Source organism: Enterobacter sp. DNB-S2, assembly GCF_019443845.1.
GTDB lineage: Bacteria > Pseudomonadota > Gammaproteobacteria > Enterobacterales > Enterobacteriaceae > Enterobacter > Enterobacter asburiae_B.
Map to the genome: position 1 here is coordinate 3,333,237 of NZ_CP050520.1, position 24,940 is coordinate 3,358,176.

Genomic DNA, 24,940 nt, shown 5'->3' on the forward strand with positions numbered 1-24,940 from the left:
AGAGATAATGATGGATATTAAACAGTTAAAATATTTAATCGCACTCGATGAGACCCGCCACTTTGGTAAAGCGGCCTCGCAGTGCAACGTCACCCAGCCGACCCTCTCCATGCGCATCCGCAGCCTGGAAGAGGAGCTGGGGCTGGTGCTGATCGTGCGCGGGCAGCGCTTTGAAGGGTTTACGCCGGAGGGGGAACGCATCCTCGCGTGGGCCCGCGCCCTGCTTGCCGCGCACGACGGGCTACAGGCGGAGGCCGCGCTGTGTAAAGGCCAGGTGGTGGGCGAATTACGTCTGGGGATGGTGCCGCTGGCGAGCGTGGATCCGATGATCTTTATTCGCCAGCTAACGCAAAAATACCCGGAGCTGACCTACAGCCTCTATTCCATGTCCTCAGCGCAGATCGCTGACGGCGTCAGCCGCAATCAGCTTGAGCTGGGAATTTGCTACCTCAACAGCATCGACACCAGCCTGTTTGACATTATCCAGCTGCCAAAAACGAAGATGGGCCTGCTGCACGACGTCCGCCATTTCCAGCTCGGCCAGGCAGCGCTGACGTGGCACGACCTGACGGATTTTCCGCTGGGGTTCCTGACCAAAGGGATGCACTACCGGGCGCATATGGAGGCCAGCTTTAAATCTGTCGGCATCGAACCGACGTCCGTTTTCGAAAGCGACTCGACGTTCCAGATCATTCAGGCGGTTCAGAGCGGCGTGTGCTGCGCCGTCATGCCGCTGAACAACGGGCTGGAGGCACTGAACGGCAACTTCCGGATTATCCCCATCGCCGACGCGAACATTGAGGCTCCCGTCGGCCTGATTATGCGCAGGCAGAAGCCCGTCTCCTCGCTGGCGCTGCGCTGTTTTACCGACGCGCAGGAGATTTATCACGCGGACAATGAGGCGTAGGCCTCGCGCGTCACCTCGCTATAACCGCCGATCAGCACCGCGTCGCGCACCTCCCGGTATTCCGGCGCATCCACCAGCTCGTGAAGCGCATCGCGAATGGCGTTAAGCGTTTCAGGCGAGGTGTTAGGCGAGGTGATCAGCGGCAGTCCCGGCGTCAGCGGGGTGCGGCCAATGACCGCCAGTCCCGCAAGGCGTTCCGGCTCATGGCGCTGCAGCAGTGCCCAGGTCACGCAGTCGATGGCCGCAATATCCCCCGCCCCGCGTTTCACATCAATCAGCGACTGGCGATGGCTGCCGCTGAAGGACGTTTGCGCGAAAAAGGGACCGCCGCTCGCCAGGGGAACCACTATTTTCCGCAGCGCATTGTAGCCGGACTGAGAATCCGGGGAATTACAGACCGCCCGACGTCCGCGAAAATCCGCCAGCGTGAGGTGCCGATCCTCCTCGCGCACCGCCAGAAAGCTGCGGTACTGGATCCCTTCGCAGCCCGGCGCCGCGTAGTGAAAACAGCCGACCACCTGCACGTCCGGGAGCTGCGTGACCAGCGGATAACCGCAGGTCTGGCTGAGGATAAGCGCAGGCTGTTGCCAGTGCCTCAGCAGATCGGACTCCGGCCAGCCGGGATCGCGATCGACGGACACACCGCGCGCGGCCAGCAGCCCCTTTACCGCCAGCCAGAGCGCGCGGGTATCGGCGCGATCCACGGCATACATGGGAAACGCCAGCAGGTTACTCATACCCTTCCCCCTGTTGTTTTGCGGGATGAACGGTGACGTCGACGGGTCTCACCCAGAACTGACGCAGCCATTCACCATAGCCCCTGACGAGAAAACCGTGGTTTCGCTGCTGGTACGCCTCCCGGTTTTGCTGGTAGATCGCCTTCAGCCCGTACCAGGGAACGCCCGGCAGATCGTGATGCACTGAATGGTAGTTGAGATTCAAAAACAGTACCCGCCAGAATAACCCGGCCTCGTTAATGACGGAGCGCGCCAGCGGGTCGTCCGCCGCGCGATGTTCGAAAAACGATCGGACCTTGGTCAGCGCCAGCGCCGGATAGCTGACGGCCAGCACGAACCAGACGGGTGAAAAACCGGTACGCGTCATCCAGGCGAAGAGCGCCACCAGCAGCAAAACGTGAATCAGCCACATCGCTATCGCCCGCAGCTGAAGGTGACGAAACGCCGCCGCGGCGCTGCCCAGCGTCTGAAGGATATCCAGCAGCGGGGCCAGCACCAGCCGCCCGGCGAAGGTATTCCGCGCCCGAATCATACGTTTCTGCCAGGGGGAAAAGCGCGCCCAGCTCTCGTCGGTAAAATAGTATGACTCCGGGTCATCCACCGGATGGGTCAGGCTATGGTGCCGATGATGGGCGAGATGGGAGTCCCGGTACAGGCCATACGGATACCAGACCGCCAGCGGGAGCGTGCCGAACAGCTGGTTGAGCCAGGCAAAACGCGTGGGGTGCCCGTGGATCAGCTCATGCTGCAGGGACATGTACCAGGCGGTAAACCCGATGAGCAGCAGCGTGGCGGGCAGCAGGCCGAGCGTTTGCCAGAACGCCAGCGTGGCAAACCAGCCTGCATAAATCGTGATAATCAACAGCCACGTGGGCAGTTCGCTGCGCCATAAAAAACCCGATGCAAGGTGGCGGATTTGTTCGCGTTGTTGCGGATGTAAATAGAGGGAGCTTCGTTGACTCATTCCTTCAGACGCCGTTTCGCCAGAGATAATTCTTTGACGATCGGGGATAACGACTGAAATAACAAAGAACTTAAATCGCTTTGCTTTGCCAGAAACGTGGGGCGCACGCGTCGCTTGACTTATTCTGTGATAAAGGTACTTTTCAGGACATGAAGAAGATCCTGATTATTGTTCCCGACGGCGGCATGCTGTTTGAAGCCGCCGGTATCGCCGACATTCTGATGCAGGCCAACCGGCTGCATCCGGAAGGTCTTGCGCAGCCCCGCTACCGGATTATCATCGCCACCACGCAGCCTCACCAGGTGATCCACGGCCAGTCCGGCCTGAATCTGCTGGCAGACTATCGCCTGCCGGAGCTGGATCCGCGTGAACCGCTGGACACCATTATTATCACCGGACGCGGCATGAACGAGCAGGAGAGCACGGCGGTGGTGGACTGGCTGCATCTCGCTGCGCCGCACGCCCGGCGGGTAGCCTCCATCTGCGGCGGCGCGATGCTGCTGGCCCAGACCGGCCTGCTGGACGGTCGTCGCGCGACCACCCACTGGCGGCTGCTGGAGACGATGCAAGCCCAGTATCCGGCTATCCACGTCGAAGGCGGTCCGCTGTATATTCAGGATGGCCCCATCTGGACCTCCGGCGGCGTGAGTTCCGGGTTCGATCTGACCCTGGCGCTGGTGGAAGACGACTACGGATTTACCCTCGCCCGCGACGTGGCGCAGGATATGGTGATGTATCTGCGCCGTCCCGGCGGCCAGCTGCAGTTCAGCCGTTACAGCCTGCAGCAGCCCGGCACATCGGGCCCGATAAGCGAACTGCAAACCTGGATCCTGCAAAACCTCACCGCCGACCTGTGCGTGGAAAATCTGGCCGAGAAAGCGGCGATGAGCCCGCGTAATTTCACCCGCGTGTTTACCCGCGACGCGGGAGTTTCTCCGGCCCGCTACGTGACCGAAGCGCGGCTGGCCGCGGCCCGCCAGCTGCTTGAGCAGACCCATGACTCCCTTGAGCGCGTTGCCGAGCAAAGCGGGTTTGGCACCAGCATTAACCTGCGCCGCATCTTTGAGAAACAGCTTCACCTCACGCCCGGCGAGTACCGCCAGCGCTTCCACTGCCGCAAGATGGCGTAATCTGATCCTTTTTTGTCGTTTACGCCAACCGGCCCGACGCCTACAGTGACTCCAGACAACAGAGATAAGGAATGCACCATGGTTAAGGTCGGTATTAACGGTTTCGGCCGTATCGGACGTAATTTCCTGCGCGCGGCGCTGGGTAACCCGGATCTGCAGATTGTGGCCATTAACGATCTGACGGACAGTAAAACCCTCGCCCACCTGCTGAAACATGATTCCCTTCTGGGCAAGCTTCCCGCCCCGGTTGAAGCGGCAGACGGCGCGCTGCAGGTAGACGGGCAGCGGATCGCCGTATTTAGCGAACGCGATCCGGCGAATATCCCGTGGCGTGACGTCAGCGTTGACGTGGTGATTGAGGCCACCGGCTTCTTTACCGAGCGGGAAAAAGCGGCGGTGCATATTACCCACGGCGGCGCTAAGCGCGTCATCATTTCCGCCCCCGGGAAGAACGACGACCTGACGATTGTGATGGGGGTTAATCACGAGCAGTACGATCCCGCCCGTCACGCGGTGGTGAGTAACGGGAGCTGCACCACGAACGGTCTGGCACCGGCCGCTCAGGTCCTGCATCAGCAGTTCGGGATTGAGCATGGCCTGATGAATACCACGCATGCCTACACCAACAGCCAGGCGCTGCACGATCAGCCGGAGAAAGATCTGCGCGGCGCGCGCGCGGCGGCGCTGTCGATTGTGCCTTACTCCAGCGGCGCGGCAAAAGCGCTGGGGAAAGTGATCCCCTCTCTGGACGGCAAACTGACCGGGTACTCCCTGCGCGTGCCGGTGCCGGTGGTGTCGATTGTGGATTTAACGGTAACGCTGAGCCGAAACGTGACCGCCGAAGAGGTGAATGACGCGTTCCGCAACGCGGCCGCCAGCGGGCCTCTGAAAGGCATTCTGGGCTATAGCGATGAACCGCTGGTCTCCAGCGATTACCAGGGCGACCCACGCTCCTCGATTATCGACGGGCTTTCCACGCTGGTGATTGGCGGGAACATGGTGAAGATCCTGGCGTGGTACGACAACGAGTGGGGCTTCTCAAACCGTCTGGTGGATCTGGCGGTGTGGATGGATAAGAAAGGGCTGTAAGTCTTACCGTGATGCCGGGTGGCGCTTGCGCTTACCCGGCCTACAAATTATGTCATCATCCAGTAATATCTCCCCATTCCTCGCTGAATATATAATTCTCAATAATCTCAAGTTTATTTAACTCTTTCTAATTCATCGCATCAATTATAAAAACGCACCAATTAACTTAGAAAATAGGTTAATGTTTATTCTTTACTTTACGTTTAAAAGTGCGAGTCCGATCACTGTCCTTAGACGATAGCGTAGACCATGATACACCCTGCATACAACAGGACCATATTATGTATTACAGCAAGGAAATTATAGAAAGAATTGGATCCGATAAAGATCTTGCATTAAGGCTCGATCGCGCCGTCGCGGGAGTAAAGGACGGTGCCAACGAATATTTAAATAATCTTGGTGATGCTACCACGCGATTGCTTTATTATACCTCTTGCTTCACTGATAATTATCAGGATGTCTGTAAAAAATTGGGTTCGGAAGATTTGAGGTTTTTAGCAGGAGTCGCCGAGCTTGTTAAGCATAGAGATGTAATTTTTAGAATGGTAAGGATTTATATTGAAACGATGCTTCAGAACAGATCCATTATTCAAAGAAAAATTATTCTCGAAAAATTAATACCATTTACAACAAACTATTCAGTAAAGCAAGTATCTAAGAGCGGTTTGATTTATGCCGCCACGTCATACATCTGTTATGGTAATAAAATGAACGCGGCCGTAAAAAGTGCATTTATGAGAAAGGTTGGTTTGAGCACAGGAGGTGTAATTACCGTATTAAACCTTTACGCTATAGTTCAGCATGCGGCAGACAGCGCAAATACACTTAAAAAATTTCAGCCGTTATTTTACCATGCGCTGTATGTTGAAAAGCTGGAAATGATGTATTTCCTTATTGAACCGGTGATAATGAAAGCCGGTTATCTTAACTTAAACACTGCATCCGATAGCGAAATTGCTGATGCGCTGAATAGAATGATGCGATAATGTGGCAATCGATAAAAGCATTTTTGAAACAATTTTTAAAAAGTTTCTTACAAGACATTCTGGATGATTTTTTTTGGTATGGCACTGGAATATTCGCCATCATTCTCGGTGCTGTCGTAGTGAGTTTTATAGAAAACGAAAAAATTGCACTACGAATCGTTGGGATTATTGTATTAGTTGTGTACTTCATTGCATTTCGTTACAAAACAAAGGATCAATAAATGTCTACGCCAGCACATATATGGTTTACTGATGAAAATAACGCGCCCGTTTCAGGCGAGTGTTTAATGCCTACAAGATTGGGCTCTACCGAACTCAAATCGTTTAATCACTCCGTCTGGATCCCCACCAGTTCCAACACGGGAAAACTGACAGGAACGCGCCTTCATGCTCCCATTATCTTTGAAAAAGAAATAGACCGCATCACACCCTATTTATTTCGTGCTGTATGTACAGGCAAAACATTCAAATCTGCATTAATCAAAATGTATAAAGTTGATGACGCCGGTATTGAGCGCGAATACTTCAATATCACTCTGGAAAACGTCAAAATAACCAGGATCTCGCCAGTATTGCACCCGCTCGGTATCGCAAGTGCGCATATGGAAGAAGTCGAACTCCGCTATGAATCGATTGAATGGAAATATTGCGACGGGAATATCATGTTTAAAGACACCTGGAATGAAAGAGCAACAGCATAGAACAATGAACAACCGTTAAGTCCCTCTCCCCAAGGAGAGGGAAAAGGCTCACTCTGCTTTCACTTTCACGCCCATAAGCACAATTATCATTGCCGTTACCAGCAAAAGACCGCTGCCCGCGAATACCCCGCTGGCGCCGTTGAGGTCAAATACCGCGCCGCCCCCGGCCGCACCGGCACTGATTGCCAGCTGAATTGAGGCCACCAGCAGCCCGCCTGCACTTTCGGCTTCATCCGGAACGGTGGTGGCAAGCCAGGTTGACCAGCCCACCGGAACCAGACCAAATGCAAAGCCCCACAGCGCGACCAGGAGCCCGTCCAGCATCGCCAGATGACCAAACGCCACCATCGTGAGCGCGAGAACGCCCATTGCGAACGGCACCAGCGCCAGCGTCAGGCGCAGATTACGAGCCAGCAGATGCCCGGCAACGGAGGTGCCGACAAAGTTGGCGAGCCCAAAGCCCAGCAGGATCAGCGAAATGGTCTCAACGCTCGCCTGCCCCACCGTTTCCAGGAACGGGCGCAGGTAGGTAAAGAAGGCGAAATGGCCGCTGAAGATCAGGATGGTCGCCAGCATGCCGCCGATCATCCCCGGACGACGCAGCACGCGGAACAGCGTACTCAGGCTGCCACTGCTCTCCGGCTTCATGGACGGCAGGACCCAGAGCTGCCACAGCAGCGCCAGCATGCTCGGCAGAATGCAGAGAACAAAGACGTTGCGCCAGCCGATCAGGCTGCCCAGATAGCTGCCGAGCGGCGCCGCGACCACCGTGGCTATCGATACGCTGGAGAAAATCACCGCCAGCGCCTTCGGCACTTTATCTGCCGGAACCAGACGCATCGTGGTCGCCGTCGACATCGCCCAGAATCCCCCGATGGCGATCCCCAGCAGCAGGCGGCCCATCAGCAGGACGTGCAGATTGGGCGCAAAGGCTACCAGCAGGCTGGAGATAATTTGCAGCACCGAGAAAAACATCAGCACCCAGCGGCGGTCGATGCTTTTGGTCGCCGGCGTAATCAGCAGTCCGGTTACCAGCGCCACCAGCGCGGTGGCGGTGACGGCCTGCCCGGCCATTCCCTCACTTACGCCCAGGCTCGCGGCCATCGGCGTTAACAGACTGGCGGGCAGAAATTCTGCCGTAATCAAACCAAATACCCCCAGCCCCAGTGAATAGACGGCCCGCCAGGCGGGTTTTGCAGGCGCTACCGCCTCGCTCGCCGCGACACATGAATTCATCTGTTTTTCTCCCGTTATAAAAATGTGACAACTGTCGCAAAAGCATAGAAGGTTCACCCTGGACGATCTATGACATATAATCTCCACTTATTGATTATTCGTCCGGAGTTGCGCCATGACCGTACAGTCACCCGATCTGATCAGCGAACTTTTACGCGGCATGCGTCTGTCAGGTGTGAAATACCGGCGGATCCAGGCCAGCGCGCCGTTTGGCGTCGCGTTCCATCAGGCGCCCGGTAGGGCGCAGTTTCATTTTGTGAGCCACGGTAGCGCCCTGCTGCGAATGGAAAGCGGTGCGACGTTCGAACTGAGCAGCGGCGATGCCCTCTTTATTCCTTGCGGTGATTCCCATGCCCTGCTCTCTGACGAGCGGGCAACCATTACGCCCATCAATGCCTTTCCCAGTGAGCCCATCTGCAGCTCGGTGTGTGCCATCACCTGCGAGCCCTGCCCGGAAAGCGAGAACACCATCATCTTTAGCGGATGCATGGATTTTGAGCTGGGCGGGATGCAGCCGCTGATCAAGGCAATGCCGGAAGTGATGATGGTCAGCCGGCTGATGTCCACCTGGCCGGAGATCCACCCGCTGCTGGCGGCGATGGAGCGGGAATCCGTTTCGCGTCAGGCCGGGTACGCCGGGATCCTTGCGCGTCTGGCCGACGTGGTGGCGGCGTTAATCGTGCGCGGCTGGGTTGATGGCGGCTGTGGTAAAGCCACCGGCTGGGTGCAGGTTCTGCGCGACCCGCGCCTGAGCCGTGCCATTTACGCCATGCACCAGCAGCCCGGCCTGAACTGGAGCGTGGCGGATCTGGCAAAAGAAGCGGGCACGTCCCGTTCCGTGTTCGCCGAACGGTTTCTGGCCGCGACGGGAACCACCCCGGCAAAATATCTCAGCGAGCTGAGAATGCGCCTGGCCATCCAGTACATTCGCCACGAAAATCAGCCGATTGAAACCGTCGCGCTGCGGCTGGGGTACGGCTCTCTGGCGGCATTTAGCCGGGCGTTTAAGCGCATCATTGGACATGCGCCGGGCACGCTGCGGGAAGCCAGCCAGACGCCGGAAGAGGTCTGACGGGCAGGCAATTATTAACGCGAAGCGGGCAATATTCGTCTAAGGTTTTCAGGTGATTGACAACAGCGGTCACGCTGTTTAGTGAAGACAGGAGACGAACTGATGATAAGACCTCGTACACTACGCCCCGCGTTCTTGCCCCTTGCGTTAGGAGGCGCGCTGCTCGGCGTAACGACTTGCGGTTATGCCGACGATAGCCCCGCAGCCCAGACAACCTCACCCGATATTTTGCTGGGCCCTCTGTTTAACGATGTGCAAAGCGCCAAACTGTTTCCCGATCAGAAAACCTTCGCGGATGCCGTCCCCAAAAGCGACCCGCTGATGATTCTGGCGGATTACCGGATGCAGCACGCGCAGTCCAGCTTTGACTTACGCCACTTTGTCGAGATGAACTTTACGCTCCCTGCGGAAGGGGAAAAATATGTTCCGCCTGCTGGACAAAGTTTACGTGAGCACATCGACGATCTCTGGCCCGTGCTGACGCGCACCACGGATAAAGCCAGCAACAAATGGGATTCCCTTCTGCCGTTACCCAAACCTTACGTTGTGCCCGGCGGCCGTTTCCGCGAGGTCTACTACTGGGACAGCTATTTCACCATGCTGGGCCTGGCGGAGAGCGAACACTGGGACAAAATCAGCGACATGGTGGATAACTTTGCGTATGAGATTGACACCTTCGGCCACATTCCCAACGGCAACCGCAGCTATTACCTGAGCCGCTCCCAGCCGCCGTTTTTCTCAATGATGGTTGAACTGCTGGCGACCCACGACAGCGATGCGCTGAAGAAGTACCGCCCGCAGATGGAGAAAGAGTATGCCTACTGGATGGACGGCGTCGACGCCCTTCAGCCGGGGCAGGCTAACAAACGCGTGGTGAAGCTGGACGACGGCGCTATCCTCAACCGCTACTGGGACGACCGCGATACCCCGCGCCCGGAGTCCTGGCTTGACGACGTGAATACCGCCAAAAGTAATCCTAACCGGCCTGCGACCGAGATCTACCGTGATTTGCGTTCCGCTGCGGCCTCGGGCTGGGACTTTAGCTCCCGCTGGATGGACGATCCGCAAAAGCTCGGCACCATCCGGACCACCAGCATTGTCCCCGTGGACCTGAACGCCCTGATGTTCAAGATGGAAAAACTGCTGGCGCGGGCAAGCCAGGAGAGTGGCGACGCCGCCAGCGCAAGTAAATACGAGGCGCTGGCAACGGCGCGTCAGAAAGCCATCGAGAGCCACCTGTGGAATGATAAAGAGGGCTGGTACGCGGATTACGATCTCAAGAGCAAGAAGGTACGCAATCAGCTCACGGCGGCAGCCCTGTTCCCGCTTTACGTGAAGGCGGCGGCGCAGGACCGGGCCGATAAAGTCGCCGCGGCAACCTCGTCGCGCCTGTTGAAGCCGGGCGGTATTGCGACCACCACCGTCAATAGCGGCCAGCAGTGGGATGCGCCAAACGGCTGGGCCCCGCTGCAGTGGGTGGCCGCGGAAGGGCTGCAGAATTACGGGCAAGAAAAGGTCTCGATGGACGTGACCTGGCGCTTCCTGAAGAACGTCCAGCATACTTACGACCGCGAAAAGAAACTGGTCGAGAAGTATGACGTGTCGACAACCGGTACGGGTGGCGGCGGCGGCGAGTATCCGCTGCAGGACGGCTTCGGCTGGAGTAACGGCGTAACGCTGAAAATGCTGGATCGGGTCTGTCCGAAAGCAAAACCGTGCGACAGCGTGCCGGAGAATCAGCCTGCGGCGAATGAGGAGGCTGCGCCGGTGAAAGCTGCGGCGCAGTAAGGGTAATGCCGGGTGGCGGCTACGCCTTACCCGGCCTGCGCGTGCTGGCCCTCTCCCTCCGGGAGAAGGTTAGCCAGTAAGTTTTGAGCGGAAGCAATAACGTTGTTTCAGAACGCCTGAACGCTTTCAGCGATGCCATGGTCCGGCTGTAAATCGCTGAGGCGTTTGCCTTCCGGCCGGGGCGAGGCGCATGGATGCGCCGAGAGGGCGGGCTTTACAGGGATGTTACCTCCGCCCGTCCCCGATAAGCCGGAAGGAATACGCCGAGGGCACCGCGAAGCGGCGATTTACCGCCGGGAGCCCGGGTTGCCAGGGTGGTGGCGACTGAGCCACCCTGGCACGTTCACCGGTCACATCGTTACAGAGTAGCAAGGAACATAAAGTGAACGGAATGACCACCGGAGCCGTATGTTCCCCCTCACCCTCAAGGGAGAGGGGGCAGTCCGATTGCGCATTTTTGACGGGGTCCCCCTGGTTCCTTAGAAACTATAACTCGCCCCTAACTGATACGTCCTGTCACGCCCAATCCAGCAGTTGGTCGCGTCGTAGCAGGTCAGCGTCTCTTTATTGGTGATGTTCTGCGCGCTGGCCTTAAGCGTTAGCCCTGCCAGCGAGGGCAGGATTTCACCCATCCGGTAGGAAGCCGCCAGATCGTACTGCGTAGTGCCGCCCAGTTTACCCGCATCGTTTGCCGGAGAGATTTCCATCGGCCCGGTGTAGCGTGCCCCAGCCCCCAGCATCAGTCCTTTCAGCGGCGTGTTGTCAAAGGTGTAATCCCCCCAGAGGTTGAAGGCATTCTCCGGCACCTGCGTTGGACGTTTACCTTTGTACTTGTCATCTTCCCGGTTGATCGCGTGGGTGTACGCATAGTTGGCAATCAGCGTCAGGTTGTCCGTCGGACGGCTGATGGCGGAGAGCTCTGCCCCTTTGGATTCCACTTCCCCGGTCTGACGATAGTTCAGGAAGCCCGGATCGGAGGTGACGACATTTTTCTGCCGGATGTTATACACCGAGGCGGTAAAGGTGGTGGCGTAGTCGGCCAGCAGATATTTCACCCCGCCTTCCACCTGCTTGCTGGTAGTCGGTTTGACGTCTTTCGCCACGAGCGTACCCTGCGGTGACACCGGCGCGAAACCTTCTGAATAGCTGATAAACGGCGAAATCCCGTTATCGAAGGCGTAAAGCGCGCCCAGGCGTTTGGTGACGCGATCCTGCGATACCCAGGCTTTATCACCGTTTTGCAGGTAGTTGGTGGTAACGGAGCGGTAATCGTCGTAGCGCAGGCTGCCCAGCAGGTTGAGGCCGCCAAACTCTACCTGATCCTGTAAGTAATAGCCGTTCTGCTGATAGCTGAGACGGTTTTTCTGGGCGGTATAGAGCCCCAGCGCGCTTTCCTGGACCTGCGAATAGTCTGGATGACGCATATCGATGCCCGGCGTCGCCGACGCGTAGCGATAATGGAAATGGGAGTTCAGCTTCTGATAGTCAAACCCGGCCAGCAGGTGGTGTTTCCAGTCGCCAAGGGCAACGGTTTTGGTCACCTGGTTGTCAATGTTGAAGCTCTTAAGGTCTTCATCGGTGGTGTAGGCAAAGCGGTTGAGCTGATACGCCTCGCTTCCCGTCCCTGTCGCGTAGACGCTGCGCTGGTGGGTATCGACGTCGAAATAGCGCGCTTTCTGATTAAAGCCCCAGCCGCTGTCAAACTCATGTTCAAAGCTGTAGCCCAGCATCCACTGACGCTGCTTAAACCCGCTCCATTCGTCTCCGGCATAATCGCGCTTGCCCGCATATTTCGAGTGCAGGTAGGCGAGCGGCAGCGGGTTAGACGGCGTCAGGCTCGGGGTGTTTTGCGCCAGCGCGTCCAGGGTAAGGCGGGTTTTGCTGTCGGGCTGCCAGGTGACGGACGGCGCAACCAGGTAGTTTTCATACCGGGTAGTGTGCGGCTGATCGTCGTTTTCCGTGGCTTTGCCCAGCAGACGGTAGTTCCAGTCGCTGTCGGCAATCTGCCCGGTTGAATCGAGGTATCCCTCTTTCAGATTACGGTTTCCGGTGTTAACGCCGATTTCGGTTCGGGCTTCCCGCTGCGGTTTTTTACTTTGAATATTCACCAGCCCGCCCGGCGAACCGCCGCCGTAAAGGACCGATGAGGGGCCTTTCAGGATATCAACGCTGTCGATCAGCAGCGGATCGATGCGCGCTTTGGTATTGCCGGTAACGTTATAGGGCAGCTGCAGCCCGTTGTAGAACTCCTGGTCAACGGTAAAGCCACGAATTTTATATTCGCTCATGTAGGAGGTATTCCCCCGCACCTCGGTTGAGACGCCCGGGGCATAGCGCAGGATTTCATTCACCGAATTCGCGTGACGCTTTTCAATTTCCGGCGCAGAGAGGGTCGTGATGACCTGCGGCGTTTTACTTTCGGCAACGGCCGATTTGGTGGCGCTGTTCGTCCAGGCCGGCAGCGCGCTGCCCTGCTCTGAACCCGTGACGACGATGGTGGATTCTTCGGCGAACGCCGGGACCTGCAATGCCAGCGTGACGGCCCCTGCCAGAGCGCAAAGCGTAAAACGTGAGGTATTCATAATGTCGTCTTGTTGTTAGATGCAATACGGAACGACAATTATTATCATTTAGATTAACAAATCAATACTCAGGCAAAAAAAACGGCCCTCCGCAGAGAGCCGTTTACGTCAATTTATGCTCGTCGCAGTAACCTGAATATGCCCAGCACCACAATGGCACCCACGACAGCGACCAGAAAACTGTGCAGGTCGAAACCACTTATGTTGCCTCCAAAGCCAAACATCGTCGCCAGCCAGCCGCCCACAACCGCACCAACGACCCCGAGTACACAGGTCAAAATAAAGCCGCCGCCATCGTTTCCCGGCATGATCAGTTTAGCGATAGCGCCAGCAATAAGACCAAAGATAATCCAGGCGATGATACCCATAGCGATGCCCTCTTGCAGGTTTAACGCGTGCGCAGAAAACCTTCTGCACAGCTAACTTAAGTATAGGTCATCGCCGGAAAATCATTTTCATCTCACCGACTTATCATTGGTTAAACAGGCAAAAAAAACTCACCGGTTTGTATTAAGTTTCATTGCAGATTGCCGATAACGCTAAGACAGTCTGTCATCAATCAAGGAGCCATCCGGCGTGAGTCATTACAGTGAGCAGTTCCTCAAGCAAAATCCGCTGGCTGTATTAGGGGTATTACGCGACCTGCAAAAAGGTGAAGTGCCGCTGCGCATCAGCTGGTCGAATAATCAGTTCATCAGCAAGATCCTTGACGCCTCGCAGGATCGGCTGGTGATTGATTTAGGCAGTCAGGAGTATGAAAACCGCGCGGCGCTGAAAGCGGAGAATATCGCGGTGATGGCCGAAACGCAGGGCGCCAAAGTGGAGTTTGTCCTGTCGCGGCTGGAACTGAGCGAATACCAGGGACTGCCGGCTTTTGTTACCCCGCTTCCGACCAATCTCTGGTTTGTTCAGCGTCGTGAATATTTCCGCATCAGCGCCCCGCTCCATCCCGCCTATTTTTGTAAGGCCAAAATGCCGGACAAAAAAGAGATCCGCTTCCGCCTCTTCGATCTGTCGCTGGGCGGCATGGGCGCGCTGATGGACACGCCGAAACCGGACGGGCTGGTAGAGGGCATGCGGTTTACGCAAATCGAACTGGATATGGGGGGCTGGGGTCGCTTTTATTTCGATGCGCAGCTGATTGCCATCAGCGACCGCACCGTCGTGGACAGCAAAAATGAAACCATTACCACGCCGCGTCTGAGCTTCCGTTTCCTGAACGTCGGGCCCGGCGCGGAGCGTGAGCTTCAGCGTATTATCTATTCCCTGGAGCGAGAGGCGCGGGAACGCGCAAATAAGGTCCTGTGAAGAAATCGGGCAGCGTGAACGCCGCCCGTCTGCGGCATTACATGGCATCCATCGCTTTCTGTACTTTCCAGATATAACGAGGCGCCTGTGGTGCCGGGTGATTTTTCGCCACATGTTCAAAGAATTCGTCTTTGTCCATGCCGTTAATCTCTTCTATCGCCTCTTTGCGGTCAGAGGAGAAGGTTCTGAGCAACGCGCCGGCACCGTTAACGTAAGACACCACCAGCGCGTACTGCATCACCTCTGGATCCTTAATCCCCTTCAGCACGCCATGCTCCATAATGCTCAGATAGGCCGTGCCCATTGAAATGTTGCGTTCCGGGTTTTTCAGCTCGCTGGTCGACGGCTGGCCGTTCCACCCCATGTAGCGGTAAACCTCTCTGCCCGCCGTTGACGCTTTAAGCTGCATCAGCCCCACCGCGTTAGATTTGCTGACAAGCGTGGGATTACCGCCGGACTCCACCGCAATGATCGCCGTGATGAGACGCGGGCTGACGCCCCAGGCCTTCCCGGCTTGCTCACTGATCGGCATCCACTGCATGGCCCGTTTCACCGGCACTTCCGGATTCCAGGGCGGATTTTGATAATCATGTTTTGAACTACAGCCAGCGAGCAACACAATCAAAAAAGCAAACCATCTCAATTTCACGTCATCTATCCTTATAGCCGGTCATCGCGGTGCGCCGCCTCTTGAAGCAGGCAGCGTATAAGCGGCATGATATAGACAATTAGTTTCTCATTCAGCAAGGAATTGCCATGTCTCAGTTTCATCTCATCGCGCCGTCGGGCTACTGCATTAACCAGGACGCGGCGCAGCGGGGCGTTCAGCGTTTGCTGGAATCTGGCCATCAGGTAGAAAATCAGACGATTATCCCCCGCCGCCAGCAGCGTTTTGCCGGTACCGAAGCGCAGAGGCTGAATGATATCAATAGTCTGGTGAACCTGACGGGCGAAAACCGGATTGTGCTTGCAGTGCGCGGCGGATATGGCGCGAGCCGCCTGCTGGAGAGCATTGACTGGCAGGGGCTGGCGCTGCGCCAGCAGCAGGATCCGCTGCTGATCTGCGGCCACAGCGATTTCACCGTCATCCAGCTTGGGCTGCTGGCCCTGCATAACGTCATCACCTTCAGCGGTCCGATGCTGGCCGGTAACTTCGGCGCACCGGAGCTGGATGCGTTTACCGTGGAACATTTCTGGCGCGCGCTGCGCAATTCAACCTACAGCGTGGAGTGGCAAGGCAATGGACCGCACTGGGAATGTGAAGGCCAGCTCTGGGGCGGCAACCTGGCGATGCTGGTCTCGCTCATCGGCACGCCGTGGATGCCGCAAATCGAGGACGGCATTCTGGTGCTGGAAGATATCAACGAACATCCGTTCCGCGTCGAGCGCATGCTATTGCAGCTTTATCATGCCGGTATTCTTGAACGCCAGTCCGCGATTGTGCTGGGCAGCTTCAGCGGCTCTGCTCCGAATGACTATGACGCGGGTTATTCCCTGGAGACCATGGTCGACTTCGTTCGCTCGCGGCTGGATATTCCGGTCATCACCGGTCTGGATTTCGGCCATGAGCAGCAAACCGTGACCCTGGCGCTGGGGGCGCATGCCTCCCTGATCCACAACGATTCCGGCACTCGGCTGACCATCAGCGGCCATCCTGTCATAAAGGCATAAAAAAGCCGTTATACCCCCTTAATAAAACGCTGTTGCCGTTGTTAATATGTTAGGGTTTTAGTAACAGCGTTAACATTGAGGTGGGAGTAAGAGAACATTGGATGCCGCAGCGATAATCAGCCTTTTCATTTTGGGTTCCGTCCTTGTAACCAGCAGTATTTTATTAAGTTCATTTTCATCGCGTCTCGGCATACCTATTCTTGTCATTTTCCTCGCCATCGGCATGCTGGCCGGCATTGATGGCATTGGCGGTATCCCATTCGATAACTACCCCTTCGCCTACATGGTGAGTAACCTCGCGCTGGCGGTGATCCTGCTGGACGGCGGGATGCGCACCCAGGCGAGCTCCTTCCGCGTGGCCTTAGGGCCTGCGCTGTCGCTCGCCACGGTCGGCGTGTTGATTACCTCCGGCCTCACCGGGATGATGGCCGCGTGGCTTTTCCATCTCAATATCATGGAAGGTTTGCTGATTGGCGCCATCGTGGGCTCAACCGATGCGGCAGCGGTGTTTTCCCTGCTCGGCGGAAAAGGGCTTAACGAACGCGTTGGCTCCACGCTTGAGATTGAATCCGGTAGTAACGATCCGATGGCGGTATTTCTCACCATTACGCTTATCGAGATGATTCAGCAGCATGAAAGCGGGCTGAGCTGGATGTTTGCGTTACATATCCTGCAGCAGTTCGGTCTGGGGATTGTCATCGGCCTGGCGGGGGGATACCTCTTACAGCAGACGATCAACCGCATCTCGCTGCCCGCGGGGCTTTACCCCCTGCTGGCGCTGAGCGGCGGCATTCTCATTTTTGCCGTCACCACGGCGCTGGACGGCAGCGGCATTCTCGCCGTCTATCTCTGCGGGTTCCTGATGGGCAACCGCCCTATTCGCAACCGCCATGCCATTTTGCAGAACTTTGACGGCCTGGCGTGGCTGGCGCAAATCGGCATGTTCCTGGTGCTGGGCCTGCTGGTTACGCCATCGGACCTGCTGCCGATCGCCGTTCCGGCGCTGCTGCTTTCCGCGTGGATGATCTTCTTCGCCCGTCCGCTGTCGGTATTTGCAGGCCTGCTGCCGTTTCGCGGCTTCAACCTGCGCGAGCGGGTCTTTATCAGCTGGGTGGGGCTGCGCGGCGCGGTGCCGATTATCCTTGCGGTGTTCCCGATGATGGCCGGTCTGGATAACGCGCGGCTGTTCTTTAACGTGGCGTTCTTCGTGGTGCTGATTTCCCTGCTGTTCCAGGGAACCTCGCTCGGGTGGGCGGCGAAAAAAGCCAAAGTGGTGGTCCCGCCCGTGGGCTGGCCGGTCTCCCGCGTGGGGCTCGATATTCATCCGGAGAACCCGTGGGAACAGTTCGTCTATCAGCTAAGCGCCGACAAATGGTGCGTGGGGGCCTCGCTGCGCGATTTGCACATGCCGACCGAAACGCGCATTGCCGCCCTGTTCCGCGATAATGTCCTGCTGCACCCTACCGGCAGCACCCGCCTGCGCGAGGGGGATATTCTCTGCGTGATTGGTCGCGAGCGCGACCTGCCCGCGCTGGGCAAGCTGTTCAGCCAGTCGCCTCCGGTGGCGCTGGACCAGCGCTTCTTCGGCGATTTTATTCTGGAAGCCAGCGCTAAATTTGCGGATGTGGCGCTGATTTACGGTCTGGATGAAGGTGCTGAAGACGGTGATAACCCGCAAACGCTGGGCGAAATCATCCAGCAGCGGCTTGGCGCTGCCCCGGTCGTGGGGGATCAGGTAGAGTTTGCCGGGATGATCTGGACCGTTGCCGAAAAAGAAGATAACGCGGTGCGGAAAGTCGGTTTAAGACCGATGGATGAGGAAGCGGAGTAGTTTTTTTGCCGGGTGGCGGTTTCGCCTTACCCGGCCTACAAAACCCTCTAACGTAGGCCGGGTAAGCGTTAGCGCCACCCGGCGAGCGTAGGTTACACCGTCACAACCGGCACTCGAGGGGCCAGCGCGCACATCAATTCATACCCCACCGTGCCCGCCGCGGCAGCAACGTCATCAATCTTAACTTCGTTACCCCACAGTTCGACGGGTGAGCCAATACCCGCCTGCGGGCATGGCGTCAGGTCAACGGCCAGCATATCCATAGATACGGTGCCCACCGTTCCCGTGCGAACCCCATCGACCCAGACCGGCGTGCCGGTCGGCGCGATGCGCGGGTAGCCGTCGGCATAACCGCCCGCCACGATGCCAATCCGCTGCTCGCCCTTTGCCCGGTAGCGGCTGCCGTAGCCCACCGTGTCCCCGGCCTTCAGCGTCTGCACGCCAATGATTTCACTGCGCAGGGTCATGACCGGCTTCAGGCCGCTGTTGGCGATATCCTGCCACTCGCCAGAGGGAGACGCGCCGTACAGAACAATCCCCGGACGCACCCAGTTATAGTGCGCCTCGGGATGCCACAGCGTGGCCGCCGAGTTCGACAGCGAGCGCGGGCAATCCAGCCCTTCAGCCGCCTGCTCAATACGGACCATGGCATCGGCAATACCGTCGGGTTTTTCCGCGTCGGCAAAATGCGCCATCAGCATCATTTCGCCCACGTTTTTCATGGCGCGCAGCTGCTGCCAGACCGTATGCACCCGCTCAGGCTGAAAGCCCAGGCGGTTCATGCCGCTGTTCACCTTGAGATAGATATCCAGCGGAGCATGGAGCTTCGCATCCTGGATCGCCTTAATCTGCCAGTTGCTGTGCACGCTGGTGGTCAGCCGGTACTTATCCAGCAGCGGCAGATCGTCCGCATGGAAGAACCCTTCCAGCAGTAGAATCGGCCCTTTCCAGCCGCGCTCGCGCAGCAGAATGGCCTCTTCCAGATTCAGTAGCGCAAAACCGTCGGTCGCGCTCAGCGCGCTCCAGATACGATCGATACCGTGGCCGTAGGCATTCGCTTTCACCACCGACCAGACGCGCGACCCCGGAGCCGCCCGACGAACAATTTGCAGATTATCCTTCAGGGCCTGCAGGTTCAGCTGGGCCAGAACAGGACGGGACATGACAACTCCTTAGCTATGCGCGCCGTGCAGGTGCTGTGGACGCGAAGGCGTAAACCCCGATTGATAGCGCGCGGCGCTTAAATCGTCAAACGGAATTGCCGGCGTGCGCCCGGAAATCAGGTCGCTCAGCAGCTGGCCCGATCCGCAGGCCATTGTCCAGCCGAGCGTGCCGTGTCCGGTATTGGTCCACAGGTTTTTAAACGGCGTGCGCCCTACGATCGGCGTGCCGTCCGGGGTCATCGGACGCAGGCCGGTCCAGAACGTCGCCTGCTCAACAAAACCGCCGCGCGGGAAGAGATCGCCCACGACCATCTCCAGCGTTTCACGACGCGGCTGCAGCAGTTCGGTGTTGAAGCCGACAATCTCCGCCATGCCGCCCACGCGAATGCGGTTGTCGAAGCGAGTAATGGCGATTTTGTAGGTTTCGTCCAGAATAGTCGACACCGGGGCGCCGCTCTCTTCTTTCACCGGGATGGTCAGCGAGTAGCCCTTCAGCGGATAAACCGGAATGTCGAGAATGCCTTTCAGCATGGCGGTGGAGTACGAACCAAACGCCATCACGTAGGCATCGGCTTTGATCACCTCGTCGCCGCACTTCACGCCGTAAATTTTTTCCCCTTCCGACAGCAGCTTGTCGACGGAGGTGTTGAAACGGAACTTCACCCCCGCCTGCTCGCACATTTGCGCCAGACGTTGCGTAAAGAGCTGGCAGTCGCCGGTTTCGTCATTCGGCAGGCGCAGGCCGCCGGTCAGCTTATGCGCCACTTCCGCCAGCGCCGGTTCAACCTGACCAAGCTGGCTGGCTTCCAGCAGCTGGTACGGTACGCCGGCATCTTCCAGCACGGCGATATCGCGGGTGGCATTCTCGTACTGTTGCTCGGTGCGGAACAGCTGCAGCGTCCCGCCCTGGCGGCCTTCGTACTCAATCCCCGTCGACGCGCGCAGCGCTTTCAGGCAGTCGCGGCTGTATTCCGCCAGGCGCACCATGCGCCCTTTGTTCTCCATGTAGTGGCGGGTGTCGCAGTTGCGCAGCATCTGCCACATCCACTTCAGCTGGAACTGCGTGCCGTCAAGGCTGATGGCCAGCGGCGCATGACGCTGGAACATCCATTTAATCGCTTTCAGCGGAACGCCCGGCGCAGCCCACGGCGCCGCATACCCCGGAGAGATTTGCCCGGCGTTCGCCGCGCTGGTTTCAAGCGCGGGACCGGATTCACGATCGATAACGGTTACGTCATGTCCCGCCTGACTTAAATACCAGGCGCTGGTTACCCCAACGACACCACTTCCCAGTATGACAACACGCATAGCCACTCCATTATGTGCAAAAGAACAATCTTCTAATTACAGATTGATAACCTAGTTGAAAATATTATTCAACATACGACTTTTTTATGGTGACTTACCTCACACATCCCCCAGCATCAGGGGATAGTGCTAATTTGGGATCTCCTGCTGCGCGTTATTTTTAACCAGCATAATATGCTGAGACATACCGTTTTTTTGCCGTATCAAAAACGCGAAATCGCAAAGAAAAAATTTCTACCCCAGCACGCTTTTTAACACGTTGATCTATGCTTGAAAGGAGGCTCTCCAGACAGAGAGAGCACCCACAACGAGGGCGCGCTAATGGCTACTATTGATTCCCTGAACAAGGACAACACACGTCTGAGCGATGGACCCGACTGGACCTTCGAGCTGCTGGATGTTTACCTCGCCGAAATCGACCGGGTCGCAAAGCTGTATCGCCTGGATACCTATCCCCATCAGATTGAAGTCATTACGTCCGAACAGATGATGGACGCCTACTCCAGCGTCGGGATGCCGATTAACTATCCGCACTGGTCGTTTGGTAAAAAATTTATTGAAACGGAACGGCTGTATAAGCACGGCCAGCAGGGGCTGGCGTATGAGATTGTGATTAACTCCAATCCGTGTATTGCCTATTTAATGGAAGAGAACACCATTACCATGCAGGCGCTGGTGATGGCGCACGCCTGCTACGGGCACAACTCCTTTTTCAAGAATAACTATCTGTTCCGCAGCTGGACGGACGCCAGTTCCATCGTCGATTACCTGATCTTCGCCCGTAAATACATTACCGACTGCGAAGAGCGCTACGGCGTGGACGAAGTGGAAAAACTGCTCGACTCCTGCCACGCGCTGATGAACTACGGCGTGGACCGCTACAAACGTCCGCAGAAAATCTCCCTGCAGGAGGAGAAAGCCCGGCAGAAGAGCCGCGAAGAGTACCTGCAAAGCCAGGTGAACATGCTGTGGCGTACCCTGCCGAAGCGTGAGGAGGAAAAAACGATCGCCGAAGCGCGTCGCTATCCGTCCGAGCCGCAGGAAAACCTGCTCTATTTTATGGAGAAGAACGCCCCGCTGCTGGAGCCGTGGCAGCGTGAGATCCTGCGCATCGTGCGCAAGGTGAGCCAGTATTTTTACCCGCAAAAGCAGACGCAGGTCATGAACGAAGGCTGGGCGACCTTCTGGCACTACACCATTCTTAACCATCTGTACGACGAGGGAAAAGTGACCGAGCGGTTCATGATGGAATTCCTCCATAGCCATACCAACGTGGTGTTCCAGCCGCCCTACAACAGCCCGTGGTACAGCGGAATAAACCCGTATGCGCTTGGCTTCGCCATGTTCCAGGACATTAAGCGCATCTGCCAGTCGCCGACGGAAGAAGACAAGTACTGGTTCCCGGATATCGCCGGTTCTGACTGGCTGGAAACGCTGCACTTTGCGATGCGCGACTTTAAGGACGAGAGCTTCATCAGCCAGTTTATGTCGCCGAAGATCATGCGTGATTTCCGCTTCTTCACCGTGCTGGACGATGACCGCAACAACTATCTGGAGATCTCCGCAATCCATAACGAAGAGGGATACCGTGAGATCCGCTCTCGCCTCTCTTCCCAGTACAACCTGAGCAACCTTGAGCCGAATATTCAGGTATGGAACGTCGATTTGCGCGGTGACCGCTCCCTGACGCTGCGCTATATCCCGCACAATCGCGCGCCGCTGGATAAAGGGCGTAAAGAAGTGCTGAAGCACGTTCATCGCCTGTGGGGCTTTGACGTGCAGCTGGAGCAGCAGAATGAAGACGGGAGCGTCGAGCTGCTGGAACGTTGCCCGGCGCGGTTGAATACGCTGTAGTGACGCTTTTGCCCGGTGGCGCTACGCTTACCGGGCCTATAAACCCCGTAGGTCGGGTAAGGCGTAGCCGCCACCCGGCGAAAAAAAACCTCTCATACGAGAGGTTTTTTCTTTTAGCGGGTCTGAATCGCTAAATCACCCGGCAGCGTTTTCTGCATACGGTGCCAGATTTCACCGGAATCGTGACCGTAGCGGCGCACCGTCTCATAAACCTGATCGTGCAGACCTTCGGTACAGAGCTTGCTCAGCTTGTGGTAGAAGCCCAGCGCCAGGCTACGCGCTTCCGGATTGGCAAAGTAGTGGCGGCCAATGCGGGTGTAAAGCCCTTTCATACCGTTGAGGATCAGGCCATACACCGGGTTGCCGGAGGCAAACGCCAGGCCGCGGAACACGTTGTAATCGAGGGTGGCAAAAGCATCGGCGTGATCTTCCACCTCGTTCGCGCTGGCCAGCACCGCAAGGGCGTCTTCCGGATGCTGACGGAAAGCGGTACGAATAAAAATCGTCGCGATGTTGGTGCGAACGGAGAGGAGATTATCAATGAGCTGCGGCACGCTTTCATGGTCAAGACGCGCCAGCGTTTCAAGAATGTTCAGCCCGGACGTTTCCCAGAAGTTGTTCACTTTCGTAGGCTTACCGTGCTGGATCGTCAACCAGCCATCGCGCGCCAGCCGCTGAAGCACTTCACGCAGCGTGGTGCGAGTGACGCCAATCAGTTCAGAGAGTTCGCGTTCAGCCGGAAGAATGGACCCCGCAGGGAAACGATTATTCCAGATGCTTTCGATGATGTACTCTTCCGCGAAACCCGCCGGGCTCTGCGCCTTAATGACCATAGTGAGATTTCCATTACACAGCTTTAGCAAATTGGACTCATCATACCAGAGGCACGCAGTGGCAGGTAGCGCGGCAAAGAGAGAAAAGAGGGATCGCCGTTTCATTTTTGTGAAATTTACAATGCAGCCTTATCCGCCTCCAGGCCGCGATTTTTGCGTATACTGATGTTTTGTCTTACTTGACGGGAAGGACGTCTGTTGTGGAAATTTCTTTTGGGCGCGCGCTATGGCGCAATTTTTTAGGTCAGTCTCCTGACTGGTATAAGCTGATACTGCTGGTTTTCCTGGTCGTTAATCCCATCATTTTTAGCGTGAATCCCTTTATCGCCGGCTGGCTGCTGGTGGCGGAGTTTATCTTCACCCTGGCCATGGCGCTGAAATGTTATCCCCTTCTGCCGGGCGGATTGCTGGCGTTTGAAGCCGTCGTCATCGGTATGACCAGCGCCGGGCATGTCAAAGCAGAGCTGGCGTCTAATCTCGAAGTGCTTCTGCTGCTGATCTTTATGGTGGCGGGTATCTACTTTATGAAACAGCTGCTGCTGTTCATCTTCACGCGCCTGCTGCTCAGCATTCCGTCGAAAATGTTCCTCTCGCTGGCGTTTTGCCTTGCCGCCGCCTTCCTGTCGGCGTTCCTGGATGCGCTGACGGTCGTTGCGGTAGTGATCAGCGTCGCGGTTGGGTTTTACGGAATTTATCACCGCGTGGCCTCCTCTCGCCCAAATGAGGACCTGCAGGATGACAGCCACGTTGAGGCGCATAACCGTGACGTGCTGGAACAATTCCGCGCGTTTCTGCGCAGCCTGATGATGCATGCCGGCGTGGGTACCGCGCTGGGCGGCGTGATGACCATGGTCGGCGAGCCGCAAAACCTGATCATTGCCAAAGCGGCGGGCTGGAACTTCGGTGATTTCTTCCTGAGAATGGCACCGGTGAGCGTACCGGTGCTGATCTGCGGGCTGGCGACTTGTCTGCTGGTGGAGAAGTTTCACCTCTTTGGCTACGGGGCGCAGCTCCCGGAGCCGGTTCGTCAGGAGCTGCATAAATTCGATGTGCAGAGCCGAAGCCAGCGGACACGCCAGGAGACGCTACGACTGATTGCTCAGGGGATCATCGGCGTCTGGCTTATCGCGGCGCTGGCGTTCCATCTTGCCGAAGTGGGGCTGATTGGCCTGTCAGTCATTATTCTCGCCACCACCTTTACCGGCGTGACGGACGAACATGCCATCGGCAAGGCGTTTACCGAAGCCCTGCCGTTTACCGCCCTGCTGGCGGTGTTCTTTGCCGTCGTGGCGGTGATTATCGACCAGCACCTGTTCGCGCCGATTATTGCCTTTGTATTACAGGCCTCACCGGATGCTCAGCTCTCGCTGTTTTACCTGTTTAACGGCCTGCTCTCGTCGATCTCAGATAACGTCTTCGTCGGGACGGTCTACATCAACGAGGCCAAAGCCGCTATGGAGCAAGGCGTTATCAGCGCCGGACAGTTTGAGCTGCTGGCCGTGGCGATCAATACCGGAACCAACCTGCCGTCGGTGGCGACGCCAAATGGCCAGGCCGCCTTCCTGTTCCTGCTGACCTCCGCCCTCGCGCCGCTCATACGTCTTTCTTATGGCAGGATGGTATGGATGGCGCTGCCCTATACGCTGGTGCTCACGATCGTCGGATTGCTTTGCGTCAAAATTACCCTCATTCCCTGTACGCAATGGCTGGTACAAGCGGGTATACTTGCGGCGCAGTAAACTATGCATCTCGGGCAGTTCGCTGCCCGTTTGCCTTTTCG

22 protein-coding genes are annotated in these 24,940 nt (G+C 57.1%); 13 read left to right on the forward strand and 9 right to left on the reverse strand.

Annotation, left to right across the window (positions count from 1 at the left end):
- Window positions 1–10 precede the first annotated feature (10 nt).
- Window positions 11–907, forward strand: coding sequence for a LysR family transcriptional regulator (locus tag HB664_RS15875; protein ID WP_182383983.1), 897 nt, complete (start codon window positions 11–13; stop codon window positions 905–907).
- On the opposite strand, the gene HB664_RS15880 is transcribed toward HB664_RS15875, so the two are convergent.
- Together HB664_RS15880 and HB664_RS15885 are read right to left on the reverse strand one after the other, a co-directional pair.
- Window positions 886–1,644 (reverse strand): phosphate/phosphite/phosphonate ABC transporter substrate-binding protein, encoded by a 759-nt coding sequence (locus HB664_RS15880; RefSeq protein WP_219939780.1) that lies wholly within the window; start codon window positions 1,642–1,644, stop codon window positions 886–888. The two genes, HB664_RS15875 and HB664_RS15880, sit on opposite strands and share 22 nt — an antisense overlap.
- Window positions 1,637–2,608, reverse strand: coding sequence for a fatty acid desaturase (locus HB664_RS15885; RefSeq protein WP_219939781.1), 972 nt, complete (start codon window positions 2,606–2,608; stop codon window positions 1,637–1,639). The genes HB664_RS15880 and HB664_RS15885 overlap by 8 nt, the downstream gene beginning before the upstream one ends.
- A gap of 149 nt (window positions 2,609–2,757) precedes the next feature.
- Here HB664_RS15885 and HB664_RS15890 point away from each other — a divergent pair, with 149 nt between their 5' ends.
- The 5 genes from HB664_RS15890 (at window position 2,758) to HB664_RS15910 (ending at window position 6,514) form a co-directional block, all read left to right on the forward strand.
- Window positions 2,758–3,738 carry a GlxA family transcriptional regulator gene (locus HB664_RS15890; RefSeq protein ID WP_039263613.1) on the forward strand — a complete coding sequence of 327 codons (981 nt, stop codon included), beginning with the start codon at window positions 2,758–2,760 and terminating at the stop codon, window positions 3,736–3,738.
- A 78-nt stretch (window positions 3,739–3,816) separates the two neighbouring features.
- Window positions 3,817–4,827, forward strand: coding sequence for a type I glyceraldehyde-3-phosphate dehydrogenase (gene gap / locus HB664_RS15895; protein ID WP_039263614.1), 1,011 nt, complete (start codon window positions 3,817–3,819; stop codon window positions 4,825–4,827).
- Window positions 4,828–5,108: 281 nt separating this feature from the next.
- Window positions 5,109–5,813: a hypothetical protein gene (locus HB664_RS15900; RefSeq protein WP_219939782.1), complete on the forward strand. Its 705-nt coding sequence runs from the start codon at window positions 5,109–5,111 to the stop codon at window positions 5,811–5,813.
- On the forward strand, window positions 5,813–6,034 hold the full coding sequence (locus HB664_RS15905; RefSeq protein WP_069302986.1) for a hypothetical protein: 222 nt from the start codon (window positions 5,813–5,815) through the stop codon (window positions 6,032–6,034). Before HB664_RS15900 ends, HB664_RS15905 begins: the two co-directional genes overlap by 1 nt.
- A complete protein-coding gene (locus HB664_RS15910; protein ID WP_219939783.1) occupies window positions 6,035–6,514 on the forward strand; it encodes a type VI secretion system tube protein TssD in 480 nt (159 codons plus the stop codon).
- Window positions 6,515–6,562: 48 nt separating this feature from the next.
- On the opposite strand, the gene HB664_RS15915 is transcribed toward HB664_RS15910, so the two are convergent.
- Window positions 6,563–7,750 carry an MFS transporter gene (locus HB664_RS15915; RefSeq protein ID WP_219939784.1) on the reverse strand — a complete coding sequence of 396 codons (1,188 nt, stop codon included), beginning with the start codon at window positions 7,748–7,750 and terminating at the stop codon, window positions 6,563–6,565.
- Between the two features lie 115 nt (window positions 7,751–7,865).
- On the opposite strand from HB664_RS15915, the gene HB664_RS15920 reads away from it, so the two are divergent.
- Both HB664_RS15920 and HB664_RS15925 read left to right on the forward strand, forming a co-directional pair.
- Window positions 7,866–8,822, forward strand: coding sequence for an AraC family transcriptional regulator (locus HB664_RS15920; protein WP_219939785.1), 957 nt, complete (start codon window positions 7,866–7,868; stop codon window positions 8,820–8,822).
- A 102-nt stretch (window positions 8,823–8,924) separates the two neighbouring features.
- On the forward strand, window positions 8,925–10,610 hold the full coding sequence (locus HB664_RS15925; protein WP_058841376.1) for an alpha,alpha-trehalase: 1,686 nt from the start codon (window positions 8,925–8,927) through the stop codon (window positions 10,608–10,610).
- Between the two features lie 479 nt (window positions 10,611–11,089).
- Here the strand turns inward: HB664_RS15925 and HB664_RS15930 are convergent, their stop codons facing one another.
- The gene (locus HB664_RS15930; RefSeq protein ID WP_219939786.1) at window positions 11,090–13,192 is read right to left on the reverse strand and encodes a TonB-dependent siderophore receptor; all 2,103 of its coding nucleotides are present in this window, start codon (window positions 13,190–13,192) and stop codon (window positions 11,090–11,092) included.
- A gap of 113 nt (window positions 13,193–13,305) precedes the next feature.
- Window positions 13,306–13,560 (reverse strand): GlsB/YeaQ/YmgE family stress response membrane protein, encoded by a 255-nt coding sequence (locus tag HB664_RS15935; RefSeq protein WP_008502662.1) that lies wholly within the window; start codon window positions 13,558–13,560, stop codon window positions 13,306–13,308.
- Between the two features lie 208 nt (window positions 13,561–13,768).
- On the opposite strand from HB664_RS15935, the gene HB664_RS15940 reads away from it, so the two are divergent.
- Entirely contained in the window at window positions 13,769–14,500 is a 732-nt protein-coding gene (locus tag HB664_RS15940) for a flagellar brake protein (RefSeq protein ID WP_023312174.1), read from the forward strand.
- Between the two features lie 37 nt (window positions 14,501–14,537).
- On the opposite strand, the gene emtA is transcribed toward HB664_RS15940, so the two are convergent.
- A complete protein-coding gene (gene emtA, locus HB664_RS15945) occupies window positions 14,538–15,149 on the reverse strand; it encodes a membrane-bound lytic murein transglycosylase EmtA (RefSeq protein ID WP_048979610.1) in 612 nt (203 codons plus the stop codon).
- Between the two features lie 107 nt (window positions 15,150–15,256).
- On the opposite strand from emtA, the gene ldcA reads away from it, so the two are divergent.
- Both ldcA and HB664_RS15955 read left to right on the forward strand, forming a co-directional pair.
- Window positions 15,257–16,171, forward strand: a complete 915-nt coding sequence (gene ldcA / locus HB664_RS15950) for a muramoyltetrapeptide carboxypeptidase (RefSeq protein ID WP_058841378.1) — start codon at window positions 15,257–15,259, stop codon at window positions 16,169–16,171.
- 97 nt (window positions 16,172–16,268) lie between these two features.
- Window positions 16,269–18,002, forward strand: coding sequence for a potassium/proton antiporter (locus HB664_RS15955; RefSeq protein ID WP_058841379.1), 1,734 nt, complete (start codon window positions 16,269–16,271; stop codon window positions 18,000–18,002).
- A gap of 92 nt (window positions 18,003–18,094) precedes the next feature.
- On the opposite strand, the gene dadX is transcribed toward HB664_RS15955, so the two are convergent.
- Together dadX and HB664_RS15965 are read right to left on the reverse strand one after the other, a co-directional pair.
- Window positions 18,095–19,165, reverse strand: coding sequence for a catabolic alanine racemase DadX (gene dadX / locus HB664_RS15960; RefSeq protein ID WP_219939787.1), 1,071 nt, complete (start codon window positions 19,163–19,165; stop codon window positions 18,095–18,097).
- Between the two features lie 9 nt (window positions 19,166–19,174).
- The gene (locus HB664_RS15965; protein WP_032658462.1) at window positions 19,175–20,473 is read right to left on the reverse strand and encodes a D-amino acid dehydrogenase; all 1,299 of its coding nucleotides are present in this window, start codon (window positions 20,471–20,473) and stop codon (window positions 19,175–19,177) included.
- A gap of 321 nt (window positions 20,474–20,794) precedes the next feature.
- Here HB664_RS15965 and HB664_RS15970 point away from each other — a divergent pair, with 321 nt between their 5' ends.
- Entirely contained in the window at window positions 20,795–22,327 is a 1,533-nt protein-coding gene (locus HB664_RS15970) for a SpoVR family protein (RefSeq protein ID WP_023293929.1), read from the forward strand.
- Window positions 22,328–22,440: 113 nt separating this feature from the next.
- On the opposite strand, the gene fadR is transcribed toward HB664_RS15970, so the two are convergent.
- Window positions 22,441–23,160 carry a fatty acid metabolism transcriptional regulator FadR gene (fadR, locus tag HB664_RS15975; RefSeq protein ID WP_023336056.1) on the reverse strand — a complete coding sequence of 240 codons (720 nt, stop codon included), beginning with the start codon at window positions 23,158–23,160 and terminating at the stop codon, window positions 22,441–22,443.
- A gap of 200 nt (window positions 23,161–23,360) precedes the next feature.
- Between fadR and nhaB the strand changes: the two genes are divergently transcribed.
- Window positions 23,361–24,899, forward strand: coding sequence for a Na(+)/H(+) antiporter NhaB (gene nhaB / locus HB664_RS15980; RefSeq protein ID WP_219939788.1), 1,539 nt, complete (start codon window positions 23,361–23,363; stop codon window positions 24,897–24,899).
- The last annotated feature ends 41 nt before the right edge of the window (window positions 24,900–24,940 follow it).